This window comes from Duganella phyllosphaerae, assembly GCF_001758785.1.
Taxonomy (GTDB): Bacteria; Pseudomonadota; Gammaproteobacteria; order Burkholderiales; family Burkholderiaceae_D; genus Rugamonas; species Rugamonas phyllosphaerae.
In genome coordinates, this window is the sequence record NZ_LROM01000071.1 from 131,904 (window position 1) to 149,547 (window position 17,644).

12 protein-coding genes are annotated in these 17,644 nt (G+C 65.2%); 7 read left to right on the forward strand and 5 right to left on the reverse strand.

Annotated features, from left to right (window positions below; translation table 11 throughout):
- Nucleotides 1–72: 72 nt before the first annotated feature.
- From DUPY_RS08885 to DUPY_RS08905, 5 genes are read left to right on the forward strand one after another with little or no spacing between them, the layout of a single operon-like run.
- A complete protein-coding gene (locus DUPY_RS08885; RefSeq protein WP_070247462.1) occupies nt 73–1,296 on the forward strand; it encodes an efflux RND transporter periplasmic adaptor subunit in 1,224 nt (407 codons plus the stop codon).
- Between the two features lie 14 nt (nt 1,297–1,310).
- The gene (locus DUPY_RS08890) at nt 1,311–4,466 is read left to right on the forward strand and encodes an efflux RND transporter permease subunit (protein WP_070247463.1); all 3,156 of its coding nucleotides are present in this window, start codon (nt 1,311–1,313) and stop codon (nt 4,464–4,466) included.
- A gap of 1 nt (nt 4,467) precedes the next feature.
- Nucleotides 4,468–5,931, forward strand: coding sequence for an efflux transporter outer membrane subunit (locus tag DUPY_RS08895; RefSeq protein WP_070247464.1), 1,464 nt, complete (start codon nt 4,468–4,470; stop codon nt 5,929–5,931).
- A gap of 16 nt (nt 5,932–5,947) precedes the next feature.
- Entirely contained in the window at nt 5,948–6,628 is a 681-nt protein-coding gene (locus DUPY_RS08900) for a response regulator transcription factor (RefSeq protein WP_070247465.1), read from the forward strand.
- A 9-nt stretch (nt 6,629–6,637) separates the two neighbouring features.
- A complete protein-coding gene (locus tag DUPY_RS08905) occupies nt 6,638–8,014 on the forward strand; it encodes a sensor histidine kinase (RefSeq protein WP_070247466.1) in 1,377 nt (458 codons plus the stop codon).
- A gap of 128 nt (nt 8,015–8,142) precedes the next feature.
- On the opposite strand, the gene DUPY_RS08910 is transcribed toward DUPY_RS08905, so the two are convergent.
- Nucleotides 8,143–8,826: a TetR/AcrR family transcriptional regulator gene (locus DUPY_RS08910; protein ID WP_070247467.1), complete on the reverse strand. Its 684-nt coding sequence runs from the start codon at nt 8,824–8,826 to the stop codon at nt 8,143–8,145.
- Between the two features lie 64 nt (nt 8,827–8,890).
- Between DUPY_RS08910 and DUPY_RS08915 the strand changes: the two genes are divergently transcribed.
- Nucleotides 8,891–10,045 carry an FAD-dependent oxidoreductase gene (locus tag DUPY_RS08915; protein WP_070247468.1) on the forward strand — a complete coding sequence of 385 codons (1,155 nt, stop codon included), beginning with the start codon at nt 8,891–8,893 and terminating at the stop codon, nt 10,043–10,045.
- 21 nt (nt 10,046–10,066) lie between these two features.
- Here DUPY_RS08915 and DUPY_RS08920 read toward each other — a convergent pair whose 3' ends face one another.
- From DUPY_RS08920 to DUPY_RS08930, 3 genes are all read right to left on the reverse strand, one after another.
- Nucleotides 10,067–11,590 carry a dienelactone hydrolase family protein gene (locus DUPY_RS08920; RefSeq protein ID WP_084640623.1) on the reverse strand — a complete coding sequence of 508 codons (1,524 nt, stop codon included), beginning with the start codon at nt 11,588–11,590 and terminating at the stop codon, nt 10,067–10,069.
- A 121-nt stretch (nt 11,591–11,711) separates the two neighbouring features.
- Nucleotides 11,712–13,271, reverse strand: coding sequence for a hypothetical protein (locus tag DUPY_RS08925; RefSeq protein WP_084640624.1), 1,560 nt, complete (start codon nt 13,269–13,271; stop codon nt 11,712–11,714).
- The gene (locus tag DUPY_RS08930; protein ID WP_070247469.1) at nt 13,268–14,008 is read right to left on the reverse strand and encodes an ABC transporter ATP-binding protein; all 741 of its coding nucleotides are present in this window, start codon (nt 14,006–14,008) and stop codon (nt 13,268–13,270) included. The genes DUPY_RS08925 and DUPY_RS08930 overlap by 4 nt, the downstream gene beginning before the upstream one ends.
- 280 nt (nt 14,009–14,288) lie before the next feature.
- On the opposite strand from DUPY_RS08930, the gene DUPY_RS08935 reads away from it, so the two are divergent.
- A complete protein-coding gene (locus DUPY_RS08935; RefSeq protein WP_070247470.1) occupies nt 14,289–16,520 on the forward strand; it encodes an NADP-dependent isocitrate dehydrogenase in 2,232 nt (743 codons plus the stop codon).
- A gap of 172 nt (nt 16,521–16,692) precedes the next feature.
- Here the strand turns inward: DUPY_RS08935 and DUPY_RS08940 are convergent, their stop codons facing one another.
- A complete protein-coding gene (locus DUPY_RS08940; RefSeq protein ID WP_070247471.1) occupies nt 16,693–17,637 on the reverse strand; it encodes an AEC family transporter in 945 nt (314 codons plus the stop codon).
- Nucleotides 17,638–17,644 lie beyond the last annotated feature (7 nt).

A 17,644-nucleotide genomic window follows, 5' to 3' on the forward strand; every position in this document is an offset into this window, starting at 1 on the left:
CGCCACCCGGCATAGTACGGTGCGACCAGAAATACTTCGACCGCCACGACCCAATTCCAACTGGACCGACCAATGCCCCTGACCACCCTTGCGCGCCGCTGCGTGCTCGCTGCCGCCGTTACCACCGTCACGCTCACCCTCGCCGCCTGCGGTGAAGACAAAAAACCCGCGCCGCCGCCCGTTCCCGAAGTGACGGTCATGGCGGTCAGGCACGACAGCGTACCGCTCAAGGTGGAACTGCCCGGCCGCACCGCGCCGTTCCTGCTGGCCGAGGTGCGCGCGCGCGTCGATGGCATCGTCCAGGAGCGCCGCTTCGTGGAAGGCGCCGACGTCAAACAGGGACAACCGCTGTACATGATCGACCCCGCGCCGTACCGCGCTGCCGTCGCCAGCGCCGAAGCGACCTTGCAGCGCGCCCAGGCCAACCTGGCCTCGAGCAGCGCGCAACTGGACCGCTACAAGGTGCTGGTCGGCGGCAATGCCGTCAGCAAGCAGGCGTTCGACAATGCCGAAGCGACGCAGTTGCAGGCCGCCGCCGACGTGGCAGCGGCCAAAGCCACGCTCACCACCGCCAAGATCAACCTCGGCTACACCAGCGTGACGGCGCCCATCAGTGGCCGCAGCAGCGTCTCGCAAGTGACGCAAGGCGCCTACGTGCAGGGCGGCTCGGCCACCCTGCTCACCACCATCGTGCAGATCGACCCGATGTACGTCGATTTGCAGCAGTCGAGCGTGGAAGGATTGGCGCTGCGCCGCGATATCGCCGCCGGCGCGCTCAAGCTCGATGGCGCCAACCACGCCACCGTCACCCTCAAGCTCGAAGACGGCACCACTTATAAGAGCACTGGCTCGCTGGAATTCTCGGGTGTGAGCGTCGATCCGGCCACCGGCTCGGTGACGTTGCGCGCCAAGTTCCCCAATCCCGACCACCTGCTGTTGCCCGGCATGTACGTGCGCGCATCGGTCAGCCAGGGCGTGCGGCCGGACGTGATGCGCGTGCCGGCGCCGGCGGTCACCCGCAACGCCCAGGGCGAAGCGACCGTGATGCTGGTCGGCGCCGACAACAAGCTGGTGGTACGCACCATCGAGACCGGCGCGCTGGTCGATGGCCACTGGCTGGTCGAAAAAGGCTTGCAGGATAACGAGCGGATCGTCACCAGCGGCATCCAGAAACTGCGTCCCGGCGCCGTGGTCAAGGTGAAGGCTGCCGCACCTGCTACCACGGCTGCCCCGGCTGCCACTGCCGTCGCCGGCGCCGGCGCCACCGGCACTGCCGCCCCTGCCGCTGCGCGCTGAGGGACGAACCGACAATGCCAAAATTTTTCATCCAGCGTCCGATCTTCGCGATCGTCATCGCCCTCCTGATCATGCTCGTCGGCGTCATCTCGCTGATGAAGCTGCCGGTCGAGCAGTACCCGCCGGTCTCGCCGCCCACCGTGCAGATCCAGGCCACCTATTCCGGCGCCTCCGCCGAGACCATGCAGAACACCGTGGTGCAGGTGATCGAACAGCAAATGACCGCGATCGACAACCTGCTCTACATGACGTCCACCAGCGACGACACCGGCCAGTCCACCACCACCATGACGTTCGCTGCCGGCACCGATCCCGACATCGCCCAGGTGCAGGTGCAGAACAAGCTGCAATCGGCCGTGCCGCGCCTGCCCAACGATGTCCAGCAATCGGGCCTGCGGGTATCGAAATCGACGTCGGACTTCCTGATGGTGGCGGCGTTCGTCTCCGACGACAACAGCATGACCAAGTTCGACATCGCCAACTACGTGGCCTCGAACATCCAGGATCCGCTCTCGCGCATTCCCGGTGTGGGCAGCATGAACTTGTTCGGCACCCAGTACGCGATGCGTATCTGGCTCGACCCGGTGAAACTGCGCAGCTATGCGCTCACGCCGCTCGACGTCAACGCGGCCATCGTCGCGCAAAACGTGCAAATTTCCGGCGGCCAGCTGGGCGGCTCGCCCGCCGTGCCGGGCCAGACCCTGAGCGCGACCATCAGCGAAGCGAGCCTGATGCGCACGCCGGAACAGTTCAAGCGCATCCTGCTCAAGGTGCAGCCCGACGGCGCGGCCGTGCGCATCGGCGACGTGGCGCGCGTGGCGCTCGGTCCAGAAAATTACAACGTCGACGTGCGCATCAGCGGCAAGCCCGCTTCGGGTCTGGGTATTTCGCTGGCGCCCGGCTCCAACGCGCTGTCTACGGCGGAAGCCGTGCGCGCACGCCTGGAAGACTTGAAAGCCTATTTCCCGCACGGCCTGCGCGTGGTATACCCGAACGACATCACGCCGTTCATCAAGGTGTCGATCCACGAAGTGGTGAAAACCCTGATCGAAGGCATCGTGCTGGTGTTCCTGGTGATGTACCTGTTCCTGCAAAATATCCGCGCCACCCTGATCCCGTCGATCACGGTGCCGGTGGTACTGCTGGGGACCTTCGGCATCATGTCGGCGCTCGGCTTTACCGTCAACACGCTGTCGATGTTCGGCCTGGTGCTGGCCATTGGCCTCTTGGTCGATGACGCCATCGTGGTGGTGGAAAACGTCGAACGGGTCATGCACGAGGATGGCCTGGGGCCCTACGAAGCTACCGAAAAGGCCATGGGCCAGATCACCAGCGCGCTGATCGGCGTGGCGCTGGTACTGTCCGCCGTGTTCGTGCCGGTGGCGTTTTCCAGCGGCACGGTCGGCGCGATCTACCGCGAGTTCTCGCTGACGGTGGTGGCGTCGATGCTGCTGTCCGTGTTCGTGGCGTTGACCCTGACGCCGGCGCTGTGCGCGATGCTGCTCAAGCGCCCCGACCCCGACCACCACGAGAAGAAAGGCTTCTTCGGCTGGTTCAACCGCAGCTTCGACAAAACCCGCGACCGCTACCTGGGCAGCGTGGGCGCCATCATCCGCCGCCGTGGCCTGTGGATGACCTTGTACGTGGTGATGATCGCCGCAGTACTGTTCCTGTTCCTGCGCCTGCCAGGCGGCTTCCTGCCCAAGGAAGACCAGGGCTATATGTTCGTGCAGGTGCAAACTCCCGCCGGCAGCACGCTGGAAACCACCGGCAAGGTGCTCGACGAGATCAGCAACTACCTGCTCACCGACGAAAAGGCCATGGTCGAATCGACCTTCCTGACCAACGGCGCCAGCCAGCCGCAGCGTGGCCAGAACCAGGGCCGCCTGTTCGTGCGCCTCAAACCGTGGGACGAGCGTGAAGACGACAAGCTCAGTGTGACCGCGCTGAGTGAACGCATCTCGGCGCGCTACGCCAGCTTCCAGGGCGCCCAGATCACGGCGGTGGAGCCGCCGGCGATTCGCGGCCTGGGCTCGGCTTCCGGCTTCTCTCTGCAGTTGCAGGATCGCGGCAATGCCGGCCACGAAGCTTTGGCCCGCGCCCGCGACCAGCTGCTGGAACTGACCAAAAAAGAACCTTCGCTGGGCCGCGTGCGCTACACGGGCCAGGCCGACAACGCGACCTATAAAATCAATATCGACCGCGAAAAGGCGGCGGCGCTGGGCGTCAGTCTCACCGACGTCGATCAGACCTTCTCCACCGCCTGGGGTTCGCGTTACGTCAACAATTTTTTTGACACCGACAACCGCATCAAGCGCGTGTACGTGCAGGCCGACGCCCAGTTCCGCATGAACCCGGACGACATCAAGCTGCTTTACGTGCGCAACAAGGCGGGCGACATGGTGCCGTTCTCCGCGTTCGCCAGCGCCCAGTGGTCGTGGGGGGCGCCGGCCATGGCGCGCTACAACGGCATCGAGTCGGCCGAGATCCTGGGCCAGCCGGCGCCGGGCCACAGTACCGGCGAGGCGATGAAGATCATGGAGCGCCTGGTCGCCCAGCTGCCCGAAGGTTTCGGCTACGAGTGGAGCGGCATCTCGCTGCAGGAGTCGCAGGCCGGTGCGCAGGCGCCGCTGCTGTACGCGCTGTCGATCCTTGTGGTATTCCTGAGCCTGGCCGCGCTGTATGAAAGCTGGTCGATCCCGGTTTCGGTGATCATGGTGGTGCCGGTGGGCGTGCTGGGTGCGCTCGGTGCGGCCACCATGTTCGGGCTGGAAAACGACGTGTTCTTCCAGGTGGGCTTGCTGACCACGATCGGTCTCTCGGCCAAGAATGCCATCCTGATCGTGGAGTTCGCGCGTGAGCTGCAAATCCAGGGCTACACCATTCTCGATGCAGCGATGGAATCGGCCAAGCTGCGCCTGCGCCCGATCATCATGACGTCGATGGCGTTCGTGCTGGGCGTGCTGCCGCTGGCGATTGCCAGTGGCGCCGGCGCGGCCAGCCAGAACGCGCTCGGTATCGGCGTGATCGGCGGCATGCTGACCGCCACCTTCCTGGCGACCTTCCTGATCCCGCTGTTCTTCGTGCTCATCGCCGGCAAGATCAAGCAGCGCAAGCCGTCGGGCGATGGTCCGCCAACTGCCGTCGCCGCCACACCGGAGGCGCACTGACATGAATAAAATTTTTATACTCGCTCTCGGTGCGGCGCTGGTTTCCGGCTGCTCGCTGCAGCCCACTTACCAGCAGCCCGCGACCAACGCCACGACCGCCACGCCGGCCTACCCTGCCGGCCCGGCGTACACCGCGCCGACCACGACGAACGCGACCGCCGCCGCCGACACCGGCTGGCAGAACTTCCTGGTCGACGAGCGCCTGCACACGCTGGTGCGCATCGCGCTCGAGAACAACCAGGACTTGCGCGTGGCCCTGCTGCGCGTGAGCCAGGCCCAGGCCGCGTTGCAGTTGCAGCGCGCAGCTGCCTTGCCGACCCTGAACGCGGAAGCTTCAGGTGGACGCTCCTCGACCACCAGCAATGCCGCCAACACCCGCAACACCACGCAAACCAATTCGGTCATGCTGAACACCGCGTGGGAGATCGACGTCTTCGGGCGCCTGCAAAGCCTGAGCGACTCCGCGCGCGAGCAGTACCTGGCCAGCGCCTACGGGCGCCAGGCCGCGCACATCCTGCTGGTGTCGCAGGTGGCCGAGCAGTATCTGACCATGCTGGCGTACGACGAGCAGCTCAAGGTGACCGACGAAACGCTGGCCGCCGCGCGCGAGTCGTACCGTATCGTCAAGCTGCAATACGACACCGGCACCACGTCGGAACTGGACGAATCGCTGGCGCAGGTGACCTTGCAGCAGGCCGAGGCCAACCACGCGGCGCAGGTGCGCCTGCGCGCGCAAGCCGAGAATGCGCTGGTGCTGCTGCTGGGCCAACCGCTGCCTGACAACCTGCCGGCGGCGGTGCCGCTGGCGCAGCAAAGCATGCTGGCCGATATCCCGGCCGGACTGCCGTCGGACCTGCTGCTGCGCCGTCCCGACGTGCAGCAAGCCGAGGCGCTGCTGCGCGCCGAATACGCCAACATCGGCGCGGCCCGCGCGGCGTTCTTCCCGCGCATCAGTCTCACCGCCGCTGCCGGCACGGCCAGCAATTCGCTGGGCGGCCTGTTCAAGGCCGGCTCCGGCGCCTGGTCATTCGCGCCCGAACTGCTGCTGCCGATTTTTGATGGCGGCGCGCGCCAGGCCAACCTCGACACCGCCCGCATCAGCCGCGACATCGGCGTGGCCGAATATCGCAAGAGCGTGCAGACGGCGTTCCGCGAAGTGGCCGACGGCCTGGCCGCGCGCGGCACCTATGACACCGAGCTCGCTGCACGCCAGCGCAACGTCGATGCCCAGCAGCGCCGCGTGACCCTGGCCGAGATGTTGTACAACAACGGCATCAACGACTACCTGAGCGTACTGACCGCCAAGACCGACCTGTATAACGCCCAGATCAACCTGATCACGGCGCGCCAAAATCGGCTTAGTGCGTTAGTCGGCCTGTACCGCGCATTGGGCGGCGGCTGGATCGAGCACACCGGCGACGCTCCCGCAGCGGCCGACAGCGGCGCCGCGATTCCTTCATCGTGACGGGCGGAGAACAGCAGTGAAGCTCTTACTTGTCGAAGACAATGAACGCGTGGGCCGCTTCGTCAAGAAGGGCCTCACCGAGGCCGGGCACACGGTGGACCACGCCGACAATGGCAAGGATGGCATGTACCACGCGGTCAGCGCGTCGTACGACGCCATCATCATGGACCGCATGCTGCCGGGAGGGATCGACGGTCTGTCGATCATCGAAGCGCTGCGCATGCATGGCAACCAGGTGCCGATCCTGATCCTGTCCGCGCTCGACGGCGTGGACGACCGCATTCGCGGGCTGAAAAGCGGCGGCGACGATTACCTGATCAAGCCCTTCGCCTTTGGCGAGCTGCTGGCCCGCCTGGACGCGCTGATGCGGCGCTCGCAAAGCGTGTCGGTGGAGACCACGCTGACACTGGGCGATTTGTCGATGGACCTGCTGGCGCACAAGGTGGTCCGGGCCGGCAAGCCGGTAGCTTTGCAGCCGCGCGAATTCAAGCTGCTCGAGTACCTGCTGCGCCACGCCAACCAGGTGGTCACGCGCACCATGTTGCTGGAAAACGTGTGGGACTACCACTTCGATCCGCAGACCAATGTGATCGATGTCCACATCAGCAAGCTGCGCCAGAAAATCGACGCCGGCTTTCCGACGCCGTTGCTGCGCACCGTGCGCAACGCCGGCTACATGCTGACCGACCGCGAGTAACCAGGCCCCATGCTGAAACTGCCCGGCTTTTCCGCCCGCACCATCGCCATCGGCTACGCCGTCATCAGCCTGCTGGTGCTGGCCATGTTTGCCGGGCCGCTGTGGTGGGCGTGGAATACCAATATCGAGCAGGTGCGCACCGACCTGCTGCAAGCCGATTCGCGCCGCATGTGCAACCTGTTTGCCCGCAACGGCCCGTTCGCGCTGGCCGCCGCCATCGACAGCCAGGTCATGGGCACCAACGACGGCGTGCGCAAGATCATCCTGTTTACAGCGCCGAACGGCGTCAAGCTGGCCGGCAACCTGCCCGGCTGGCCGGCCGACCTGCCCCACGTGGACGGCAGCAGTTCGGCCACCATCGACGTCGATGGCATGCCGCGCCGGATCGAGATGGTGCAGGTCACCATGGCCAAGGGCTACCGGCTGCTGGTAGCCAGCAACCTCAATCGCTTCGACGTGCTCGAACGCCTGTTCATCTACGGCTTGCTGGGCTGCGCCGTCGCGGTACTGCTCGTGGCCGCACTGGGTGGCGTGATGATACGGCGCGCCCTGCTCGCGCGCGTGCAGAACATCAGCCAGACCACGTCGGCCATCATCGAAGGCCAGCTCTCGCGCCGCCTGGCAGAACCGGGCGACGGCGACGAGCTGCAGCTGCTCACGCAAACCGTCAACCGCATGCTCGACCAGATCGAGCACCTGGTGACCGGCGTGCAGGACGTCTCCAACGCCATCGCCCACGACCTGCGCACGCCGCTCTCCGAGCTGCGCGCGCGGCTGGAGGAACTGTCGGTGGCCCGCCCGTCCGACGAGGAAACCTATGCCGAAATCGACGCTGCCATCAACGACGTCGACCGCGTGATGAGTATCTTCAACGCCCTGCTGCGGCTGGCCGAAATCGACAGCGGCAGCCGCCGCGGCGGTTTCGTGGACGTGGACCTGGCGCGCCTGGGCGCCGAGGTGGCCGAGTTTTATCTACCGGTGGCGGAACTGAAGGACATCGCGCTCAGCTTCGTCCCTACCGGTAATTTGACGACCGTGGGCGACCCGGTATTGCTGGCGCAGGCGCTGGGCAACCTGGTGGAAAACGCCCTGAAGTACGCGCCCGAGCATGGCGTGATCGCGATCACCGCTTGCCGTCTGGCCGGCGCCCCCAACAATACGCTCGAACTGGTGGTGGCCGACAACGGGCCTGGCGTGGCGGAAAATGAACGGCCAAAAGTTGTGGAACGCTTTTACCGCGGAGACGCCAGCCGCGGTACGCCGGGCGTGGGGCTGGGGCTGTCGGTGGTGTCGGCCGTGGCGCGGCTGCATGGCGGCGGCCTCACGCTGGCGGACAATGCGCCGGGGTTGCGGGCGACGTTGCAGGTGGCGGTTCAGCGGGCGTGATGCCACGCGTGGCCGAGCGGTAGCGTCTGCTCCCGCTCGACGGCACGTGGACCCGAAACGCCAGCGACGCGGCGCGCCTGCCAAGCTCGAAAGTGAAGTGGAAGTTGAATCCCATGCCAGCGCGCCAGTTACGAAATCTGCGCCTGCGAGACCAGGCCAGCGAGCAGCAAGTCCACCCCTGCCAGAAAATCCTCGCGGTCATCGTGCCCCCGTAACTGCCCCGCCACGCTGCGTGTAAACGGGTACTGCGCCGGATCGAGCCGGCTCCACGCAATCGCTACTTCCGCTAAAAATGTATCCCGGTCGGCCTTCTGCGAGCGCGCGAGTTGTGCATTGGCGGCGTTTTGTCCGCTCACGCCGAGGATGTAGTTGACCACCGCGCTGGCGCCGGCCCAATGCGCCGCCTGCGGCACGCCCAGGGCGCTGATCTGCTGCCCCACGCGTTCGAGGATGCGCACCACCGGCATTTGTCCGCCTGCCTGGATCAGGGTGGCGCCCGCCCAGGGGTGATCGTCCATGGCGTCGAAGAGCGCCAGCGCCAGCGCCCGGATCGCTGCCTGCGGCGTGGCGTCGTCGCTCGGCGAGGCGACGGCGCGCGCCACGATGGCGTCGCAGGCGGCGGTCAGCAAGTCGGCCTTGTTGGCGATGTGGCCGTAAATCGCGCCGGGGCCGGTGGCCAGTTGCGCCGACAGCGCCTGGAAGGTCAGCCCGCGCTCGCCTTCACGGTCGAGCAGGTCGATGGCGGCGTCGATGATGCGTTCGCGCGAGAGCATGTCGTCGCGCCGCGCCCTGGGTGCGGTTTTCTTGTTCATGCCGCATCTTGACACAGATGGAATAACATTCCAATATAATGGAATGTCATTCCAAAGGATTTTTATGCAACCACGGATCACCATCATCGGCGCCGGCCTGGGCGGGTTGATGCTCGCACGCGTGCTGCACGTGCACGGCATCGCCGCCACCATCTATGAAGCGGAAGCTGGTCCCGACGCCCGGGTGCAAGGCGGCCTGCTCGACATCCACGAATACAACGGCCAGGTCGCGCTCAAGGCTGCCGGGCTGCATGCGCACTTCCTCGGCATCGTGATTGCCGGCGCGGACGCCAAGCGGCTGGTGGACAAGAACGGGAGCATCCTGCTCGACCGGCCCGACCTGGCCCACGGCGACCGGCCCGAGGTGGACCGGGGCGCGCTGCGGCGCCTGCTGCTCGATGCGTTGCCGCCGGCGAGCATCCGCTGGGGCCACAGGGTCGTCACTTTACGCGCCACCGGTGAAGGTCGCCACGAGGTGACGTTCGCCAACGGCGCCACTGTCGTCAGCACGCTGCTGGTCGGCGCCGACGGCGCCTGGTCGCGCGTGCGGCCGCTGGTGTCTGCGGACGTGCCCACCTACAGCGGCACGTCGTTCGTCGAGATCACGATGGCAGACGCCGAACACCGCCATCGGGCCAGCGCCAGCCTGGCCGGCAACGGCACCATGATTGCCACCGCACCGGGCCAGGGCATCTTCACGCACCGGCACGGCGACGGCAGTTTGCATTCCTATGTCGCCCTCAATCGTTCGCAGGAGTGGCTGGCCGCCATCGATTTTTCCAACCCGGCGCAGGCAACCGCCCTGCTCGCGCGCGAGTTCGAAGGCTGGGCGCCGGCACTCACCGCCTTGATCACCGGCGGCGACAGCCCGCCGCTGCTACGCCCCATCCACGCGTTGCCGGTCGGACACCGCTGGCAGCGCGTACCGGGCGTCACGCTGCTCGGTGACGCCGCCCACCTGATGTCGCCGTTCGCCGGCGAAGGCGCCAACCTGGCGCTGCTCGATGGCGCCGAGCTGGGGCTGGCAATCGCAGCGTGGCCCCAGGACCTTGAGGCGGCGCTGGCCAGCTACGAGACAGCGATGTTTGCTCGCAGCGAACCGTGCGCGCGCGAATCGGCGCAGAATATGGCGATGTTTTTTGATGCGCAGGCCCCGCGCGGGGTGCTGGAGTTGTTTGGCAGCTTTGCGCAGGACGATGTGCATGAGTTGTCTACATAGCCGCCTGACCACGGAATCGAGCTACTTCCTTTCACCAGCCCGCAGTGCGTTGATTCGCGTCAGCGCATTGACCTGCCCCTTATCCACCGCCACCGCCTTTTCATAAGCCACAATCGCCGCCGCAGTGTCCCCCAGCGCTTCGTACGCCTCGCCCTCGCTGTCGAAAGCATTGCCGAAAGCCGGATCGATGTAGGTCGCCAGTTTGAACAACTGCACCGCGCCGCGCGCGTTGTCGGCGCGCAGCAGCTGGTAGCCGAGATTGTTCAAGTTGAGGGGGCTGAGCTTGAAGTCGGGTGCGCGGGTGCGCATGTCGGCGTAGAGCACCTGGGCATTGAAATACCCGCCCTTGGCAAACGCACGCAGGAAGTCGCCCTCGCCCAGCAGCACGGCGCTGGCTGGCCGGCTTTCCAGCGTCAGCACTTGCGGCCCGATGCCGTGGCGTGCCGGCGATTGCTGCAGAAAGGCCAGCGCTGACGCATCCTGTTTCAGATAAGCGTCCAGGAAGCGCCGCGCGTAGAGCGCCACGCTGCGATACGCTTGCAGCACCTCGGTGCGCTGGTAGTCGCCGAAGTCGCTGTCCGGTACAAACCGCAGGTGCAAGCCGCTGAAGTCGCCGTGGTGCATCGGTGGCGCCGTGGTCACGTACACGTCCGAATATTTCATGGTGTTGAGGTAGCTCGCGCCCAGCTTGTCATCGCGCTCCATGGATTCGGCCGTCGGCATGCGTGCGCCCAGGAAAAGCATCGGCACCGCAGTGTTTTGCGCACGCACGGACGTGGCCGCTCCCCAGATCTTCGGATGGTAGCGGATCGAACCATCGAGACTCACCAGCGCCTTGATGCGGTTTGACCGCGCAGCCGCGAATACGTTGGCCATGCCGCCCCAACTGAATCCTGCCGCAGCGATCTTGGTGATATCGGCCTGCGGCAGCGTTTGCGCGTAGTTGACCAGGAAGGAGATATCGGCTGCCTGCGCTTCCACCCCCGCCACATCTTCGGTCATCATGACCTCACGCGCACCCAGGCTGCGGCTGGCGATCACCACGTAGCCATGGCTGGCCAGGTATTCGCACAGGTCGAAGTTTTCGGTGGCCGGAGCGGCGAAGCTGGGGGCGTAGATCACCACCGGGAAGCGGCCTGCTACCGGCGCGGCGTCGCGCACGGCCAAGGTGACGGCGCCATATTGCGCTTTTCTTGGCCCGGCCAGCCAGGCGCCGCGCTGTTTGGCGGCATCTTGCGCAGGCAAAGAAAAATCGACGTCGGCCAGGTCGGCCTGAAGATAGTCCGCCACCATCATGGGCGCGGCGCGAGTGGCCTTGGCCGGATACCATACCAGGGTCTGGATCGGCCGCCCGGGGCCTACCGCACCGGCCTTGCCAAACGCGTCGACCGGCGCTTCCAGCTGACGGCTGTAATCGTATTGCTGGACGATGCGCAGCCCCACCGCGTGCTGGCCGAATTCAGGCGCCATGTCGGCGGGGCCGGTTGCCGCCGATGCGGCCTGGCTGGTGATGATAAGTAAAACCAGCAACGAACGACGGATCATGATATTTATTCCGGGATTAAAAACTCAACCATAATCGTTTGGCTCGGCCATGTTCGCGGCTGTGCGACAAACGGTCGCAAAACCGGGATCAACCGCATGATCCTTGCCTTGGTCCACTTCGTCAGACGGCCTTGGCCCGGACGGCCAGCGGCACCTGCTTCCACCGCCCCACCCGCTTGCCGTGAATAACCCACGCGACCAGCAACGCCGCCAGCGCCACGCCCAGCGCCAGGGCAAACCATTTAAGCCCGGTGCCGTACTCCAGGCCGATGAGCAGCATCCAGGCCGCGCCGGCCCAGGCGATACCGCTCACGCCTTGCAGGGTGGCGCTCACACCGCTGGCGCTGCGCTGGAAATCGGCGCGGGCGCCGGGGCGGCCGCTCCACATGACGATGACGGCGCTGGCCAGCGACGACGACACCAGCGCGATCACGGTGACCACGCCCATCAAGGGCCGGTGCACTGCCAGCCACAGCGCCGGCAACAGCACCAGGGCCAGCGGCGGCGTCACCGCTGCCGCCAGCTTGGCGCGGCGCATCAGGCTGGCGCTGCGCGGCGCGCTGGCCAGCAGGTCCGGCGCATCTTCGGCCGCCATGATGATCCACGCCAGCGAACCGGCCAGCGAGGCGCAGACGAACACCAGCGAGGCGCCGGCCGCCAGGTTGACGGTTTCCGAGTTCTTGAAGATCAGGAAGCCGAGCGGCACCATGTACAGCAGGCGCAGCAGCACTTGCGTGAGCAGGCGCGTATCGCGTGCGATCAGGCGCCATTCCTTGACCATGGTGGCCCACACCAGGCCGCGCCGGAAATTGAAGCGCGGCCCACCCGGAGGGGCCGCAGCCGCCCTGCCCGATCCGGCCGCCTGCTGCACGCCGCTGACGAAAAAGCTGCGCGTGGTGCGGGTGGTGAAAAAGAATAGCGCCACGCCGGCGACCAGCAAACCGGCCAGCGGCGCCGGCTGGCCCAGCGCGGCGCGGCCAAGCCACAGCACGCCGGACCAGTCGCCATGCAGCGCTCCCTGCAGCCAGGCGCCCATTTCGCTGCGGCTATTGGCTGCTTGCGAAAGCAGGAATACCAGCGCGCCGGCCACGGCGCTGAGCACCTGCACCAGCACCTTGGTGCGGCGCGCACCGATCAGGCGCACCAGCGCCAACGTGAGCAGCATCGAGCAGGACGACACCAGCAGCGCCAGCGCAACCACCACCACGTACAGCGCCAGCCACTCCGGGTGGCCGGTCAGCAGCCCCATATTGGCCAGCGGCGCCAGGAAGAACAGGAACATGGCGGCCACGCTGACCACGATGCCCAGCAGGCGCGCGAAGAAAATGCTGTGGGCCGGCAACGGCGACGACAGCAGCAAGTCCAGGTCACCCCGCTCGAACAGGGCGTCCACGCTGCCGCGCAAGGCCGCTGCCAGCATCAAGGTCACACCCACCAGCAGCACGCCGGTCGCAAGCGTTGCGGCCAGCGCCGGCGTCGGGCCATGCTGATGGATGACAGGAATGACCAGGTACGCACCCCAGTGCAAGGCCAACTGCAACACCACGCTCAGGCCCGGACCGAGCCAGTTGGCCCTGATCTTGCCGTTGGCGCGCAGCTTGCGCATGGTGGTGAAATACATGCGCACTTCGTGGCGCAGCAGCCACCAGGTGCCGCCCGGTGCGCCTTTCAAATCGATCATGCCGGCACTCCGGTCAGCTGCAGGAACACGTCTTCCAGCGTGCCGTCGGCACCCAGGCCAGCCAGCGCGCGCAGTTCATCGAGCGTGCCTTCGGCGATCAGGCGGCCGGCGCGGATCACGCCGATGCGTTCGGCCAGCCGCTCGGCCACTTCCAGGATGTGGGTGGTCAGCACCACGGTGCCGCCATCGGCCACGTGCTGTTGCAGCAGATCTTTCACCTGGCGCGCGGCGGCGGCATCCAGGCCTGTGAGCGGTTCGTCGAGGATCAGCAACTGCGGCGCGTGGATCAGGGCGCCGGCCAGCGCCAGCTTTTGCTTCATGCCGCGCGAAAAACCCTCGGTCAGCTCGTTAGCGTGCTGGCTCAGGTCGAGCCAGTCGAGCAACTGGCGCGCGCGCGGCTCCGCTTCCTCGGCACTGATACCCCACAGGCCGGCGACGAATTCCAGGTACTCGGTCGGCTTGAGCTTGGCATAGACCATCGGCTCGTCCGGCAGGTAGGCCAGGTGGCGCTTGGCGGCGGCCGGGTCTTGCAGCATGTCCACGCCCAGCACTTCCACGCTGCCGCTGTCGGGCGCCAGCAGGCCGGTGGCCATGCGCAAGGTGGTGGTCTTGCCGGCGCCGTTGGGGCCCAGCAGGGCGTAAAACTCGCCGCGGCGCACCGCCAGGTCGAGCTGGTCGACAGCCGGGCGGCCGAACGACTTGGACAGGGACTGCAAGCGAAGGGCGTGGTCGCGCATGGGAACATCCGGTACCGAATTGATAACGAGCGATCTTGACCCACGCCGCAAATGATGTCCAGTGGAAAATTAGTCAATCTGCAAGTTGACCGTGTTTACATGGCGGCCCGATCCGGGTTTTTACTTACAGGATGATTAATTTGGCATCATTAGCCCCCTGATGAGTACGGAATTTGCACAAACCGCGCGCGGACAGTCTAAAATATTCGTTTGGGTTAGTTGACCGCTAACACTCCTGCCGTCTGGCACCGATCCAACTGGTAAAACCGAGGGAATCAACATGGCAACAGAAAAATCTAAAATCATTTATACCCTGACCGACGAAGCGCCGCTGCTGGCGACTTATTCCCTGCTCCCGATCATCCAGAAGTTCACCGCGCCGGCCGGCGTCGACGTTGTCGCCAGCGACATTTCCGTTGCCGCCCGCGTGATCGCCGAATTCCCCGAGTTCCTGACCGAAGCGCAGCGCCTGCCTAACACGCTGGCCGAACTGGGCGCACTGACCCAGAACCCCGACACCAACATCATCAAGCTGCCGAACATCAGCGCGTCCGTCTCGCAGCTGCAAGCGGCCATCCGCGAACTGCAAGGCAAGGGCTACGCCCTCCCGGACTACCCGGAAGATGCAAAAACCGACGAAGAAAAAGCCCTGAAAGCACGCTACGGCAAGTGCATCGGCTCGGCCGTCAACCCGGTCCTGCGCGAAGGTAACTCCGATCGCCGCGCACCGAAAGCGGTAAAAGAATACGCGCGCAAGCACCCGCACTCGATGGGCGAATGGAGCCAGGCTTCGCGCACCCACGTGTCGCACATGCACGCCGGCGACTTCTACCACGGCGAAAAATCAATGACCATCGACAAGCCGCGCGACGTCAAGATGGAACTGATCACCGCTTCGGGCAAAACCATCGTGCTCAAACCGAAAGTCTCGCTGCAAGCCGGTGAAATCATCGACAGCATGTTCATGAGCAAAAAAGCGCTGCTGGACTTCTACGAGAAGGAAATCGACGACGCGTACAAGACCGGCGTGATGTTCTCGCTGCACGTCAAGGCCACCATGATGAAGGTGTCGCACCCGATCGTGTTCGGTCACTGCGTGCGCATCTTCTACAAGGAAGCGTTCGAAAAGCACGCCAAGGTCTTCGATGAACTGGGCGTCAACGTCAACAACGGCATGTCCAACCTGCTGGAAAAAATCGAAAAACTGCCAGCGTCGCAGAAAGACGAAATCCTCAAGGACCTGCACGCGTGCCTGGAGCACCGTCCGAAGCTGGCCATGGTCGATTCGGCCAAGGGCATCACCAACTTCCATTCGCCGAACGACGTGATCGTCGATGCGTCGATGCCGGCCATGATCCGCATCGGCGGCAAAATGTGGGGCGCCGATGGCCGCACTGCCGACGTCAAGGCCGTGATGCCGGAGTCGACCTTTGCCCGTATTTACCAGGAGATGATCAACTTCTGCAAATGGCACGGCAACTTCGACCCGACCACCATGGGCACCGTGCCGAACGTGGGCCTGATGGCGCAACAAGCCGAAGAATACGGCTCGCACGACAAGACGTTTGAGGTGACCGAAGGCGGCATCGCCAACATCACCGACCTGGCCACCGGCGAAGTGCTGCTGACCCAGACCGTGGAAGAAGGCGATATCTGGCGCATGTGCCAGGTCAAGGACGCACCGATCCGCGACTGGGTCAAGCTGGCTGTTACCCGCGCGCGCAACTCGGGCATGCCTGCCATCTTCTGGCTCGACCCGTATCGCCCGCACGAAAACGAAGTGATCAAGAAGGTCCAGCTGTACCTGAAAGACCACGACACCAGCGGCCTGCACATCGAGATCATGTCGCAAGTGCGCGCCATGCGCTATACGCTGGAACGCGTTTCGCGCGGCCTGGACACCATCTCGGTGACCGGCAACATCCTGCGCGACTACCTGACCGACCTGTTCCCGATCCTGGAACTGGGCACCTCGGCCAAGATGCTGTCGATCGTGCCATTGATGGCCGGTGGCGGCATGTACGAGACCGGCGCCGGCGGTTCGGCACCGAAACACGTGAAACAACTGGTGGAAGAAAACCACCTGCGCTGGGATTCGCTGGGCGAGTTCCTGGCGCTGGCCGTGTCGCTGGAAGAACTGGGCATCAAGCAAGGCAACAACAAGGCCAAGATCCTGGCCAAGACGCTCGATGCAGCCACCGGCAAACTGCTGGACAACAGCAAGTCGCCATCGACCCGCACCGGCGAGCTCGACAACCGTGGCAGCCACTTCTACCTGTCGCTGTACTGGGCGCAAGCCCTGGCCGCGCAGACCGAAGACGCGGAACTGCAAGCCCACTTCGCGCCGCTGGCCAAGGCCCTGTCGGAAAACGAAACCAAGGTCGTCGATGAACTGGCCAAGGTGCAGGGACAGGCAGTCGATATCGGCGGCTACTACCAGCCTGATCCGGTGAAAACGGCAGCTGCGATGCGCCCTAGCGCCAGCTTCAACGCTGCGCTCGATACCATCTAAGATGTGAAAAGGGGCGAACGCCCCTTCTGGATCGATGTAATAAAGCCCTGCCAACCTCACGGTGCGCAGGGCTTTTTTTAACCCGCACAGCCACGGCCGGGGTCGGACCCCGTACGGGGTCCGACCCCAAACGCAAACGGTCAGGCAGCCGTATCGCACCGGCTTTGCGGGGTTAGCGCAGCATCCACATCCATGCACTGAGCGTGAAGAACGACGCCACCATGCACAGCAACAAAGTCGTCGCGCTACGGTCGGCCTCGCCGTACGCCTGCCCCAAAATCGGATAGATGCTGAGCATCGGCATGGCAGCCATCAGCAGCGCCGCTGCCCGCAGTTGCGGCTCCATCGGCGCCACGCCCAAAGCCGTGACCACCGTGAGCACCAGCAGCACCGCCAGCGGATGCCCCACCAGCTTGCCCAGCACCACCGGCACCACCCTCTGCCAGCCCGCGCGCAACGGCAGCCCCACCAGCATGCCGCCGATGGCAAACAGCGACAGGCCGCCACTGGCTTGCGCAAACAGGTTCACCGTGCGCAGCACCGGTTGCGGCAAGTCCACCTGCGCCAGGCTGATGGCGAGACCCGCAGACACCGCCAGCACCAGCGGATTGCGCGCCAGCCGCAGCAGCGATTGGCGCAGTACTTGCTGCCAGGTGCCACCATTGCCGCGCGCGCTCTCGGCCAGCGCGAGCAGCAGCGGCAACATGAGCAGGTTTTCGATGAGGACATTGAGTGCCAGCGCCACGCCGGCCACGGGGGCTACCATCAGCAACAGGATCGGGTAGCCGATGAAGCTGCTGTTCGAGCACGACACCCCCATGCCGAGAAAGGTGCTGCGAGTACGGTCCCAGCCGCACAGGCGGCGCCCGACCAGGTAGGCGGTGGTCATGGCCAGCAAGGAGCCGCCCAGGTAGGCCAGCAGGTAGGTGGGGTGCAACACGTCGGAGATGTGGCGCTGCGCCAGCGCATTGAAGATCAGCGCCGGCAGCGCCAGGTTCAGCACGAACTTGCCGAAAATGGCCATGTCGGCGCGAAGGAACACGCCGGACCGCGTGGCCAGGTAACCAGCCAGCACCACTAAATAGATGGGGCTGGTGATTGCCAGGATCTCTAGCATGAGGGAA

Bases quoted from the DNA above. Each gene is read 5' to 3' on its own strand.
- DUPY_RS08885 (WP_070247462.1), top strand. From the start codon at position 73: ATGCCCCTGACCACCCTTGCGCGCCGCTGCGTGCTCGCTGCCGCCGTT.
- DUPY_RS08890 (WP_070247463.1), top strand. From the start codon at position 1,311: ATGCCAAAATTTTTCATCCAGCGTCCGATCTTCGCGATCGTCATCGCC.
- DUPY_RS08895 (WP_070247464.1), top strand. From the start codon at position 4,468: ATGAATAAAATTTTTATACTCGCTCTCGGTGCGGCGCTGGTTTCCGGC.
- DUPY_RS08905 (WP_070247466.1), top strand. From the start codon at position 6,638: ATGCTGAAACTGCCCGGCTTTTCCGCCCGCACCATCGCCATCGGCTAC.
- DUPY_RS08910 (WP_070247467.1), bottom strand. From the start codon at position 8,826: ATGAACAAGAAAACCGCACCCAGGGCGCGGCGCGACGACATGCTCTCG.
- DUPY_RS08915 (WP_070247468.1), top strand. From the start codon at position 8,891: ATGCAACCACGGATCACCATCATCGGCGCCGGCCTGGGCGGGTTGATG.
- DUPY_RS08920 (WP_084640623.1), bottom strand. From the start codon at position 11,590: ATGATCCGTCGTTCGTTGCTGGTTTTACTTATCATCACCAGCCAGGCC.
- DUPY_RS08925 (WP_084640624.1), bottom strand. From the start codon at position 13,271: ATGATCGATTTGAAAGGCGCACCGGGCGGCACCTGGTGGCTGCTGCGC.
- DUPY_RS08930 (WP_070247469.1), bottom strand. From the start codon at position 14,008: ATGCGCGACCACGCCCTTCGCTTGCAGTCCCTGTCCAAGTCGTTCGGC.
- DUPY_RS08935 (WP_070247470.1), top strand. From the start codon at position 14,289: ATGGCAACAGAAAAATCTAAAATCATTTATACCCTGACCGACGAAGCG.
- DUPY_RS08940 (WP_070247471.1), bottom strand. From the start codon at position 17,637: ATGCTAGAGATCCTGGCAATCACCAGCCCCATCTATTTAGTGGTGCTG.